Source organism: Pseudonocardia sulfidoxydans NBRC 16205 (assembly GCF_007989085.1).
GTDB lineage: Bacteria > Actinomycetota > Actinomycetes > Mycobacteriales > Pseudonocardiaceae > Pseudonocardia > Pseudonocardia sulfidoxydans.
In genome coordinates this window covers 24,148-36,027 of the sequence record NZ_BJVJ01000062.1, presented here as the reverse complement: position 1 = coordinate 36,027, position 11,880 = coordinate 24,148, and the positions used below count along the sequence as shown (strand labels likewise).

General features: G+C 69.5%; 9 protein-coding genes. 4 read left to right on the top strand and 5 right to left on the bottom strand.

The genetic code is table 11. From position 1 onward, the window contains the following. Together PSU4_RS23515 and PSU4_RS32540 are read right to left on the bottom strand one after the other, a co-directional pair. On the bottom strand, window positions 1-1,398 hold a 1,398-nt coding region (locus PSU4_RS23515; RefSeq protein ID WP_186817144.1), incomplete at its 3' end, for a hypothetical protein. A 2-nt stretch (window positions 1,399-1,400) separates the two neighbouring features. After that, window positions 1,401-2,405: a MinD/ParA family ATP-binding protein gene (locus tag PSU4_RS32540; RefSeq protein ID WP_246115297.1), complete on the bottom strand. Its 1,005-nt coding sequence runs from the start codon at window positions 2,403-2,405 to the stop codon at window positions 1,401-1,403. Between the two features lie 2,436 nt (window positions 2,406-4,841). Here PSU4_RS32540 and PSU4_RS23495 point away from each other — a divergent pair. From PSU4_RS23495 to PSU4_RS23480, 4 genes are read left to right on the top strand one after another with little or no spacing between them, the layout of a single operon-like run. Beyond that, window positions 4,842-5,357: a hypothetical protein gene (locus tag PSU4_RS23495; protein WP_246115296.1), complete on the top strand. Its 516-nt coding sequence runs from the start codon at window positions 4,842-4,844 to the stop codon at window positions 5,355-5,357. A 40-nt stretch (window positions 5,358-5,397) separates the two neighbouring features. Then, window positions 5,398-6,609, top strand: a complete 1,212-nt coding sequence (locus tag PSU4_RS23490; protein WP_147112507.1) for a DUF6545 domain-containing protein — start codon at window positions 5,398-5,400, stop codon at window positions 6,607-6,609. Between the two features lie 17 nt (window positions 6,610-6,626). Next, on the top strand, window positions 6,627-7,232 hold the full coding sequence (locus PSU4_RS23485) for a zinc metalloprotease (protein WP_147112504.1): 606 nt from the start codon (window positions 6,627-6,629) through the stop codon (window positions 7,230-7,232). A gap of 55 nt (window positions 7,233-7,287) precedes the next feature. Beyond that, complete coding sequence (locus PSU4_RS23480; RefSeq protein ID WP_147112501.1) at window positions 7,288-7,572, top strand: hypothetical protein; 285 nt, start codon at window positions 7,288-7,290, stop codon at window positions 7,570-7,572. 45 nt (window positions 7,573-7,617) lie between these two features. Here PSU4_RS23480 and PSU4_RS23475 read toward each other — a convergent pair whose 3' ends face one another. The 3 genes from PSU4_RS23475 to PSU4_RS23465 all read right to left on the bottom strand — a co-directional run bounded on the left by PSU4_RS23475 (window position 7,618) and on the right by PSU4_RS23465 (window position 11,263). Beyond that, window positions 7,618-8,184: a hypothetical protein gene (locus PSU4_RS23475; RefSeq protein WP_147112498.1), complete on the bottom strand. Its 567-nt coding sequence runs from the start codon at window positions 8,182-8,184 to the stop codon at window positions 7,618-7,620. Between the two features lie 1,492 nt (window positions 8,185-9,676). Next, window positions 9,677-9,943, bottom strand: a complete 267-nt coding sequence (locus PSU4_RS23470) for a hypothetical protein (protein WP_147112496.1) — start codon at window positions 9,941-9,943, stop codon at window positions 9,677-9,679. Between the two features lie 27 nt (window positions 9,944-9,970). Continuing rightward, the gene (locus PSU4_RS23465) at window positions 9,971-11,263 is read right to left on the bottom strand and encodes an AAA family ATPase (RefSeq protein ID WP_246115295.1); all 1,293 of its coding nucleotides are present in this window, start codon (window positions 11,261-11,263) and stop codon (window positions 9,971-9,973) included. Window positions 11,264-11,880 lie beyond the last annotated feature (617 nt).

The following is an 11,880-nucleotide window of genomic DNA, read 5'->3' as shown; positions in this document are numbered from 1 at the left end:
CGAGCCCGAGCCCGAGCCCGAGCCCGAGCCCGAGCCCGAGCCCGAGCCCGAGCCCGAGCCCGAGCCCGAGCCCGAGCCCGAGCCCGAGTCGGAGTCCGAGTCGGAGTCGAGGGGGGTCGTGTCGGCGGCGCCGGTGTCAGTGGTCCCGGTCCCGGTCCCGGTCCCGGTGTCGGCGGGGGTGGTCTGGGTGCCGCCGCTCCAGTCGGCCAGGACGCGGAGCTTGGCCCAGGGGATGTGGTCGAGGGCGACGAAGTCACCGGACAGGCCGGCCTGGCTGTAGGCGTTCGAGTCGGGGGCGTACTCGGCGATGAACGCCATCCGGGCGCCGCCGTTGTCCCCGACGTAGGCGCCGTAGGTCTGCAGGGCCTTCGCGATGGCCTTCTCGCCGCTGCTGATCCCGGGGATGGTGTCCACGTCGATGCTCGGATCGAGCTGCACCCGGGCGCCCTCGGGGATCGGCGAGCCGACGCCGTCCATGTTCGAGCCGTCGGTCTTGGTGGCCGGGTAGCGGACCTCGCCGGGTTTGACCATGTTGGTGGAGAAGAACAGCGCGTGCGGGATCGTGCCTGCGGCGATCTCCGAGGCGCGCACGACGGCGGCGTAGCGGGCGATGCCCGCCCCGGTGGAGGAGCCGCTGTGTTCGCGACCGTCCCCGTCGAGTGCGGTCGCCGCTCCCCAGTTCGCGGCCAGCCCTGCGCCGGTCTTCTTCGTCACCCACAGGTTGACCACCGTGTCGGTGCTCGGGTCGGCGATCGCAACGTGGCCGTCGGAGCCGGGCGGGATCTTCAGGTTGGCCGGGACCGGCACCTTCAGCCCGGCCAGTGGGTTGCCGCCCCAGTTCTCCGACAGCGGCACCGTCGCGCGCGGGGTGGAGGCGCTGATCTGGTCGGGGTTGACCAGCGCGACGCCGAACTCACCGGTGTTGAGGATGTGATCGCCCGAGGCCAGCCCGCCGGCCATCGCAGCGGACTGCGGATCCAGCCGGGCACCGGTGGGGATCGGGTTCCACAACCAGTCGGCCTTGCCGAAGTACGGACGGTCCCCGACCGGGCACGAGCTCCCCGCCCCGACACCACCGCGCCCACCAGCAGTATCGCCACCACCGGTAGTACCGCCGTTGCCGGTGCCGCAGTTGGTGGTGAACGCAGGTGTGCCGACCCCGGCCGCGGCGAGGCTGTCGCGTAGCCGCGCCGCCGCAGCGTCGCCGGCGTTCGCGAGAGCGGCGTAGAGGTCGGAGGCGGTCTGGCGCCACCCGCACCCCGCCGCCGTCGTGATGGTGGTGGCGGTCGGGCCGGTGGCGGTCGGGGAGGCGAGCAGGACCGGCGGGGTGGTGAGCAGGGGGCCGGTGAGGGTCGAGGCGGCGATCACCGCGGCCACGGCCAGCGCGGACACACCCACCGCTACCGCCCCGGTCCGGTGGTGAATCCCCGAGGGGTGGGGAAGTCCCAGGTGAACGCGTCGGCCACGAGCGCGGCAAGCTCACGGGCCGCGGCGCGGGTGCGGGGACGCAGCGCGTCGAGGTAGATCTGGCCGCCCTCGGTCAGATGCGGGTCACGGGGGATCTCCACGACCGCCCGGCACCGGTTCTCGAAGTGCGACCGCAACGCGGCCGGGTCGACGCTGCGGGCGCGCCGGTCACAGCTCAACACGATGACCGCGTCGGCGACCAGCTCGTCGAACCCGTGCGCGACCAGCGAATCCAGGGTCTTGTCGATGTGCCCGGCGGCGTCGATGGTTGGGGCGCCGGTGACGATGAGGCTGCGCGTGCTCTCCAGTGCCCCGGTCATCGCCGAGTGGATGAGCCCGGTGCCCGAGTCGGTGATGACGATGTTGAAGAACCGCACCAGCAGCGCCAGGACCCGGCGGTACTCGTCGCGGTTGAACGCCTCGGACTTCGCCGCGTCCTGATCTGAGGCCAGCAGCTGCAGCCGGCCGGCGTTGTTGACGAACCGGGCGACGTCGGTGAACGAGACGAGCTGGTCGAGGTCGGGACGGTCGAGCAGCTGGCGAACGGTCGCGGTGGCCGGGTGGCCCAGGAGGCGGTCGGCGAGGTTCCCGGCGTCGGGGTTGGCGTCCATCGCGATGACCCGGTCGGCGCGGTGCTCGGCCAGGGTTAGACCCAGCAACGCCGAGGTGGTGGTCTTCCCGACTCCGCCCTTGGTGCTGGCCACGGTCACGGTGTGCCAGCCCGATAGTGGGGTGCGGATCCGGTCGAGGTAGTCACGTTCGGCCAGCTCACGGGCGGAGGCGCCCGGGTTGACCCGGCCACCGGACAACGAGTACACCCACCCGCGCACCCCGCGGCGGGGCGGCGGTGCGGCGGCGAGTTGCGCGCGCAGGTAGGTGTCGAACCCGACCGGGAGCGTGGGCGCCTGCGCGTTGGCCGCCGCAACCGGGTCGACCACGGACCCACCACCAGCCGCCGGCACAGACACAGCCGGGCCAGGTGCGGGTGCCCGGGCAGGTGCGGGAGGACGGGCAGGTGCGGGAGGACGGGCAGGTGCGGGTGGACGGGCAGGCTGCGCGACCGTGACGACGGCGGGCGGCGTCGGCGGCCGCGGCGCGCTCAGCTCAGCCGCTGCAGCCCGCGCCCCTGCCTTGCCGCCGGTACCGACGTCGGGCTCTGTGTCCGCACCAGGCCCAGAGCCGGTGCCCGAGCCAGAGCCGGGGTCAGGACCATGTGTGGGGTCGGGCAGTCCGGCCGTGACCTGCTCTGCGGCGGAAGGCGTCGCCCGGACCGGGCGAAGCGCGATGACAGTGGCCTGCGCCGGATCCGGCCCCGATTCGGGCGGTGAGCTGGCGGGGGCGGTCTGCTCGCCAGGAGCAGCAGGTTCAGGCGCTGGATGGGTCGCGGCGCCGGGCGGGGACGGCGGAACACCCGCCACCGTCGGCAGCGGGGTCAACGGCGGCTCCGACGGCGATCCGGTCGGCGGCACTGACGACGGTTCTGACGACGGTTCTGACGACGGTTCTGACGACGGTTCTGACGACGGATCGGGCGGCGGTGGGGTCGACGGCTGTGTCGGCGGGGCGGTCGGCGTGGAACCGGCCGGGGCCGTGGGGGTGAGGGTCACCGTGCTCGTGGGCGCGTCGAGGGTGAAACGCCACGGCATCAGAGACGGGTCCTCAATCCAGGACGCGGACGTATCGGTCATTGCTGGGTGCCTCCGTGACGGCCTGGGCTTTCCTCACGTGGGGACGCAGTGGGCTGCAACGCCAGATCGACTTTCAGTTCGCCGGTGGCCAGCCGGACCACGGGCGGGGCCAGGCGGGTCCATGACGAGTCACCCGCAGCCCAGCCCGCCGCACTTGGTGGCGGGCAGCACGACATCGTCGCCGGGTCGGCGTCGGTGGCAGACGCGAGGATGTCGGGACGCGGACAGACGCGGTGGAAGCTCAGCACCCGCGCGGTGACCTCGACGATCAGACCACCACACTCGGTGCGCAGGGTCCGCCCCGGAAGGACCAGCTCCACACGCTGTCTGCCCGCGCCCGACCACCCCAGGGTGGTGCCCCTGGGGTCTCGCAGCAGGGTCCGTAGGACTTGGGCGCGACGAGTCGGGTCGTCTTCGTCCCAGGACAGGAACTCTGCAACGAACCGGGCGGCGAAGGCGGCTCCCTCGCCTTCACCGACCGGAGCCACAACCGCGTCACGCCCACCCTCACCGATCGGACCAGCGGCAGGACCAACGGCAGGACCAGGGTCTGATGCGGCACCGGCAGTCGGGATCGGGATGGTCGCGAGGCCGCGCCGGAGCCCGCGGCGGGGGCTACGCCGAGCACGCCCTGCCAGGGCGAATGCTGCCGCCACCCCGCCAGATGCGGGCGGGGGCGCCAACGGCCCCCTGGCGGGGCCGGGCCGCGCAGGCGGGGCGGGCGGGATCAATCGGACCGCGGGAGCGGTCGCGTCGGGCAGCCATAGCTCCGCGCCACCGGACTCGACGAACCGAGCGCCCCCGTGCATCGGTGCGATCGGCGCCCCGCCCTGCCCCACGACACCGCCCTGCCCCACGACACCGCCCTGCCCCACGACACCGCCCTGTCCCACGACACCGCCCTGCCCCACGACACCGTCCTGCCCTGCACCGGCGCCGGGGCCGCCGCTGGCGCCGAACAAGCCCCGCAACGACTGTGTCCCAGCCGGGGCGGGTGCCCCGTGAGCTCCTGTCACCAGTCCAGCGGGCCGGAGCTCAGCCGAGGCAGGCCCGGTGGCAGCGGCATGTCCGGGCCCCGAGAGTCCCGGGCGTGGCGCCGCCGCCGTCACGGCCCCGCCGGGTACACGGTCGCCGGAAACCGGGGCCACGCGCGGAGACTGCGTCGACGTCGAAGGAGGCGGTGGTGTCGGACGCGGCAGTGCTGGCGGAGGCGGTGGCGGGGGGAGTTCGAGCCGCGACCCCGACGGCGGCAGTAGCTGCTGCTGCGGCGGTGCCTGCGGCTGTGGCGGCGGCGGCGTGGCAGTGGGGTTCGGAGGAGGGCTGACACCGGGGGCTATCTGCCACGCAGGGCTGGCGCCGCCGCGCTGGCTACTGCCCCGACCCCGACCCACGCCCACCGTCCTGCTTCCCTGCACCCGTTCGACGGCATCTCCGCCGGGCATGACAGTAGCCTAGAGATTAAACTCTCGTCGACTGTGATGACATATTGGAACTTCTCTGCGGAGTGTTGTTTCTAGCTACGGGCCGTATGGTTCTGTACGGTGTAGGCATGATGACCGGCCCGGGTACCTGCTGAATAAGGCTGGGCGCAGGCGCCGCTATACGGTGCGCGCTGGCGAGTTTGTTGCGAGACGGGCCGTGTGCGCGCCGGGTCGCCCGGTGACAGATGCTCGGAGAGGAGCGGGGATGGGGCTGACCTTCGCGGACCGGCTGAACGTGGTGTTCGACGCCTACCGGCAGCCACCCAACGAGGTGGGGGAACGTCATCCGTGGACGAGTGGGCAGGTCGTGCGCGCGATGGCGCATCTGGAGGGGCGTCCTGCCATCACCGTCGGGCACCTGCACCTGCTGCGTAAAGGGGAGCGGGGCAATCCCTCCGGGTCGGTCGTGGCCAGCCTGGCGCGCGCGTTCGAGTACCTGTCGCGGACCGAGCCCGAGCCTGGGCAGGCCTCAGCACTGCTGGCCTACCTGCTGCTGGACCCCGACAACGGCAGCGCTGATGAGAAGGACACCGTCGCGGGCATCCACGCCCAGCTCAAAGACGTGATCGCTGCCCACGAGGGCCGCCCGCGTGAGCTCGCGATCAGGGCGCGGCTGGGTGATCTGCAGGACGAGGAGTCGCTGCAGGCGGTCGAGGAGTTCATCGGGCAGCTGGAGGCGAAGGAGAAGACCCGCCGCGGCATCCTGCGGCGCGGCAAGTGAGCGGGCGCCCCGGCCCCGGGCCGGTCTCGGGTGGGGTGAGGTGAGTACCGCGGTCGACACGGCCGTCAAGGTCCTCGCGGTGCTGCTCTGGCTCGCGGTGCTGGTCGGCTCGAGACGCGGGGGGGCCCGGCTGCGCACCGTGGCGTGGATCGGGGTGCTGGCCGCGGGGATGACGCTGCGGATCGCCGCGCTCGGCGCGACCCTGGACATTCTCACCGGCCGGCTCGGGCTCAGCGTGCTGATCTCGAACCTGCTGCTGATCACCGGGTCGGCACTGCTGGCCTGCACGCAGCTGCGGGTGCGGTGCCGGCCTCGGCTGGCCGGTGCCGGTGCCGGTGCCGGGGCGGTCGCGGTGGCCGGATGGGTCGTCGGTGTCTGGGCAGGGCCGGCCAGCGTTGTCCCGCAAGGGTTTCTCCCGATGTTGGGGCGCACCGGTGTGCTGGTCTCGCTGCTGGGGTTCTACCTGTTCTTTGTCGCCGCCGCCGTGGTGCTGGCCCAGGCCAGCACCACGACGCTGCGCGACCTGGCCCCGGGAACCCTGCGCCGCGACCTCACCGCGATCGTCGCCCTCGCCGGCGCGGTCCTGGCCTGGGCACTTACCGGTGCCGTGCTGGTGGTGGTGGCGCTGGTGCGCGGCGGCGGGCTCAACCCGGCACTGTTCACCGTGCTCGAAGGCGGTCTCGCGCTGCTCGTCGCGGCCGGTCTGGCCGTCGGGGCCGGTCCGCTGCTGCGTGGGCGCGGGGAAGACCCCGCCCTGCTGCACCAGCAGGTCCGCGAACTGCACCGATGGCTGTTCGAACGCACCCCCACCCCCACCCCCACCGGCCTCGGCACCGGGACGGGGACTGGGACTGGTGGGGGTGGGCCAGCGGACATGTTCGTGGCCGTCGTGGAGATCCGCGACCGGATGTGGCTGGTCCAGCGCTGGGTACGGCCCGCCGACGCCGACCGTGCGGTGCGCATGGGGCGCCAGCTCGGGCTGAGCTCCAGCGGCGCCCGCGCCTTCGCCGCCGCGGTGTGTCTGGAAATCGGAGTCGCCGGGATGGTCGCGGACGACCCGACCGAGAACCTCAGCGCGGATCTCGGCGCCCTCGGCGGCGCCGCGACCGAAGAGCAAGAGGTCATCTGGCTCGCCCAGGTCCACCGCGCCCGCGCCCAGGGACACACCGTCGCCGCCGCCGCCGACATCTTCTACCGCGACGACCGGACTGCCCCGCACTCCCGCGCCACACCCACTGACACCCACGCCTAGCAGCCAGGAGAGCCATCGTGAGCAGCACCGCCGAGCAGTACCCCGGCCCGGGCGAACGACAGACCGCAGAGCCCGACCAGTCCGACCAGCAGATGCTGGCGCGCTGCCAGCGCCGGCTGCGTCAGGTGCTCCCCGAGCTACCCGACACCCTCGATGAGCTGCGGCTGCAGATGCAGACCGTGCGCGGCCGCGACATCGAGGTCCAGATCAGCGACCCCGGCATCGCCGGGCTCCCCGCGGGGCTGTGGAGCCCCCGACCTGCCGTGGCAGGCCGTGCCGCCTACGACCTGATCTGGGTCGACCGGCGTACCAGCCCGTTCGCGCGCACCGTGGTCGCCTGTCACGAGTTCGGTCACATGATCTGCGAGCACCAACTTCACGGCGCACCGGCGAACCCGCAACCACTCACCGAGCTCGCCCACGGGCTACGCCTGACCCCGGCCACCATCACCACCCTCATCGGACGCTGCGGGGAACCGTTCCAGCCCGGCTCACCGGAGTGGCGCTGCGAACGCGAGGCCGAACTGACCGGGCGCATCCTCGCCCAGCACATCCTCGACCCCGACCGCGACCGCCACCCCCGCCGCCTCGGCATCCTGGCCGCCCTCCGCAGCCGCAGATAACACCACTGGCTACTTGTCCTGGGCACGGCGGGGCAAATACTGGCACGATGATTCAGTGGAAAGCGCTGGAGGGGTTTTGAATCACCAGGAAATGGCCCTCGAGTTGTGTGACGGGTTCACCCCGCACGACCTGATTGCGCTCGGCCAGCTGAATCAAGACGCGCTCGACGCGCAGTCTGCTGCCCGACAGGCACTGCTTGACCACGTCAACGCCATGTGGGACAAGGCCAAGGCCGACGGCCACGCCCCAGCCGACGACCCGCGATTCTCGGCCGTAGCAGGCCTGCGCGATTTGGCCGCGGAACTACTCTCCAATTCCTACAACGTAAACGGTCACTGATTTTCGCCTGCTCGGCCCTCCCTCTTCGGCCAGAAATCGCCGGCGTCACCCCTTGATGCGCCAGCCGACCGAAATGCTGTTCAAGCCTGGAGCATCGGTGAGACTGCCGCGGTCGGTGGGCGAGGCGAACCAAGCAGCGTTGAGGATGACAGCTTTGGCTGCCTTGGGTGCCAAGAATTGCACCGCAACGGCATCACCTCGTTCGACCAGAGTGCAGGAAGCTCGGTCTTCCGTGGATGCATTTGTCGAGCACGATTGAACCAGGGGATCGTCCCGAGGAACGCCACTTGCCGGAAGCTCATCGAGAATGTATCTCAGATCAAGGCGCACCGGCTCACTTCTCGTGTCGAGCTTGATTTCACCACTCGCCACTGACGCCTCTGGCCAGACCAGCTGCTGAGCCGGCCTCAGCAATTCATATTTGCCGTGAGTGACCCAATCTTTCGAGAGAAGTAGGCCAGGTTGGGCATCTAGGAAAGCGTTCGGCGCGATCTCTGGCGATAGGTCGACCTGAGATAGCGGAACGCTAGCCGACGTGGTGTCGGGCTGAATCTCATTTCCAGGAGCGCACGCGCCCACAGCTAGCGAAACCACTACCGAGGCGGTGAGCACGGCTGCTAGGCTGCGAAACGATCGACGGAGCATTCGCACATTCCTTGGGGGTTGGTATGGCCTCGATAGAGCTGCCTCATAGTGGCACGACGTTCCGTGAGACCTCTGATCACTCATTTGAGATTTTGACGAAGACGGGCTCAGCCACGGCAGTCGAGACACACGGTCTCACGCTAGTGGAAGGAGGCAATACTGCATCAACGCGCAAGGAATCGGTCTCGTACATCTATGGCCAAATTGTAAATGGCGACAGCCCGGCGCTCCCTCAGATCCGTGTTCATGCTGGAAAGAGCGCCGGGCTGTCATTAATGGTCGCCCAGGTCGGACGACGTCATTGGGTTGCTGAGATCACCGGCCGATTCGAGCGAGTCACCGTTCAAGATTCCAGTGGAAATGAGTGGGACCGCGGATTTCCTCTCTAACTTCATTGATCAGCAGTTGAACCTGGCGTTGTTCGTGGTGCCGCCGTAGTACCACTGCCCGCCGTCAAATGCGGAATGGTTCGAATCCGTCTCGTAGGTGTAGATTCCGACCCCTGCGCAACGCCAGCGCGCTACCGCATCGTTGCTGCTCGTAGCGTAGTTTCGGAAGTTGCTCCCGGATGCCAGGTACTCCGGCCCGTACCAGCGACCGCGGTACATGTCATTCGTTACGCGAAGCTCGACCAGATTGATGGAGCAGACTGTGCGCGAATGAGTGCTCGCGTCCCCGCTCGACTGGTGCGGAAAATCCGTTTGCCCATAGCATCCGTAGGGGTTCGGAGCAACCTGTTGGGTGGTCACTCCTCCCTTCGGGCTGCTGCTGTCAGCGCCAGTCAGCGTTGACTTTGCCGGCCCTGTCTTGTGAGTATCGGGATTATCCACCTTCCCATTCGGTGCGAGCTTGACGTCGGAGCCGGCGGCGGGTGGCGGCTGCGGATTCGACGTTGCCGCATTCGCTTGCCCAGCGAATCCTGCGAGCATGACGGCAGTTGCTGCCGTGAAAATTGCCAAGCGACGAAGCACGTGGGCCTCTCTTCTTGTGCTCGTTCGGTGCAGAGTTGCGCAACCTGCGCGGTCTGAAGCTCAGCATCTCCCGAGTGTTCGCCATATCCGCCATTGGTGGTGGCCTGCGAGTCATGGTCTCGTTGCAGCGAGCGGCAGAGGTGACCGTTAAACGATTGCACATGCAAACTTCTTGGATGCTCGCACTCTGCAAGCGCCGAATAACGCCTGGTCGTGCGGTGCCGAACTGGGCGTGCCGGGTGAGCGCCAGCGCGCACTGGTCTTGCGACTCAATGCAGCAGTCGGCAGAACGTGTAACACCATCACTGATCCGAGTGGGTTCGTTCGGTACCGAACAGACTATTGGTGGCGTAGCGGTCAGTAGTGCCGTGCGTGCGTAAATAGCCTGGCAGTGATGAATGTCATAGACTAGACGTGGCGGCGCCGGAATCGGCGGCACGGCGATCACCTTGTCCAGGTACTGAAGATCATCCCCTGGTCGTCGGGTGTCAGCCCTGGCGAGGCCGCAGCTGAGCCCGCCGATCAGCGATGATCTGTTGTACGTGATCGAGCCACGCTTGCCGATACCCCGCAGGCTCCGGGCCGTGCCCGGACCAGCTGAAGTCGCGAGTGGTGAGCTCGGTGGCCAGGTAGGTCACCTCGTGGACGAACGCCCGCCCGCCGACCGCCTCGGCATCGCCCATCAGCTCATCTTGGCGGTCTGGCTCGTAGGCTCCCGCGCTCGACACCACTGCGCTCGACACCACCTTGATCATCGCAGGCCGGTCACCGAGGCCGGGCCGTCAGCCCATGGGTGAACCGGACATGCGCCCGATTCCGGAAGCCATCCGGCCCTGCGGGGTGTTCATCGCCATGCGGTACGCATCGGCCGCGGACATCCCGCTGCCTCCCGAGGAGCCCGAGCCACCGGACCCGCCCGATCCGGAATCCCCGGAGTCGGAGGAATCAGATGTGCTCGGCGCGCTCGCCGCCTTCGTCGCCGACGACCCCGACCCGGAGGAGTCCGAGGAGTCCGACCCCGAGGAGCCCGAGCCACCCGACCCGGAAGAGCCGGAGTCGGATGAGCCGGAGCGGGATGAGTCGGAGTTGGAGCCGGAGTTGTCGGTGCTGCTGGCGCGGCGGGGGGTAGACGAGCTTTCGGCCAGGTCGCGTACCGGTTGGGTCACCGCGTCGCTGGTCCCCGAGACGGTGTCGGTGACCGGTCGTATCGGAGTTACCGGCTTACGGGCCTGTGAGGAGGCTCCGTCGGCCAGGACCGCGGCGTCACGGCGGTCGCTGTCGCTGGTGATCGGAGGCCTCGGTGGCTGCCCGCTCGGCGACCGGGTCGGGCGGTGCTCGCGCAAGTCCAAGACCCGCGCGGTCAGGGCGCTGGTCTGGTCGGTCGGGTCCGGGATCGGGCTAGTCTCCGCGGACTGCACGCCTTGCCGGAGCCGGGTGAGGTCGTCTTGGCGGGCAGAGCGCTGCTGACGTAGCAGATCACGTCGCTCGGTCAGCGAGTTGCGGACAAGCTGCTGGTCGGGGGTCAGCCTGCCGGCGGGGAGAGCGTCGAGCATCGTGGTGATCTCGGCGATCTGCCGGTCCAGGGCGGCCAGCTGCTCTTGGGTGCTTGCGAGCTGGTCGAGGGTGGCGAGCTGGCCCTGCAACGCTGCGCGTTGCTGCTGAAGCAGAGTCTTGCGATCCAGCATCGCGGTCACCGCCGCCGGGACCGCGCCGGGATAGAGCGCGGCGATCTGGCTGTCCCATACCGCCTCGGTCGCGGTGATGGTGGTGAGCTGGGAATCGATCGAGGCCAGCGAGATCTTGGCCTGGGCTTCCCAGTCGGCCTGAGCGACGGCCCGCGGAACATGGTCAGGGTCGAACACAGCGGGCAGGTTCTTGACCACGACCGTGCCCCCGGTGGCCAACACACCCATCGCCGCGGCCACCCCGACGAGGCGCCGCACGCGACGGCCGCGGGCGACCCGGGCGGCCTGCAGTCGCTTGAGCTCCGCGCGGCGCTGGGCGTCGGTCGCGAACCGCCGCTGGTGGATCTGGCCCCGTGTCGAGGGCAGATTCCGAAGCGCATCCGCGGCCATCACGATGCTCGAACAACGAGGGGTCGACGATCCCGCCGGTGCGTCCCCACCAACCGGTGTCGGAGCAGACGATCCGGCCGGGGCGGTGGCCGCTACCTCGGCTACCCCCGCAGACGCTCCACGCCGCACAGCGCGGTGCTCACGGTGATGGTCGGGGCTGCAGTAGCGCCGGGGTGGGCGACCCTCGACGACGGCGGGCACGATCTGCGTGCAGCCGGGCAACGCACACAGCGGCCGATCCACGACGCCCTCCAGTCACGCACAACCCGGCACCGGGCCGCCACTAACGACGGCTGATGCCGGTCACGCTGAACAGATATCCCCATTTTCGACTGAAACGGCACGATCATGCAAACGTGGCCTGGCCAGCGGTGACCGTGCCGGGCGGGGTCGGAGCCGGAGTCGCGCCGCGCGGGTACTACCGACCGTGAGTCGGCGCTCATGCTACCGCTCGTTCGGATCAGCACGACTGCGGTGACGGCTCCTGGAGTTACCAAACGTGACCCTGATCGGGGGGTGTTCGGCCAAACAGGGTGATCATGGTCGACACTGCTGCTGTCTAGCGCTCGGTCGACGACAGAACATAGGAGGCGCCGTGGCCCCAGGATCACCCGATC

What these genes read in the sequence shown, in the direction of transcription:
- PSU4_RS23495 (WP_246115296.1), top strand. Translation starts at nt 4,842, where the DNA reads ATGGGGCTGACCTTCGCGGACCGGCTGAACGTGGTGTTCGACGCCTAC.
- PSU4_RS23470 (WP_147112496.1), bottom strand. Translation starts at nt 9,943, where the DNA reads ATGATCAAGGTGGTGTCGAGCGCAGTGGTGTCGAGCGCGGGAGCCTAC.
- PSU4_RS23465 (WP_246115295.1), bottom strand. Translation starts at nt 11,263, where the DNA reads ATGGCCGCGGATGCGCTTCGGAATCTGCCCTCGACACGGGGCCAGATC.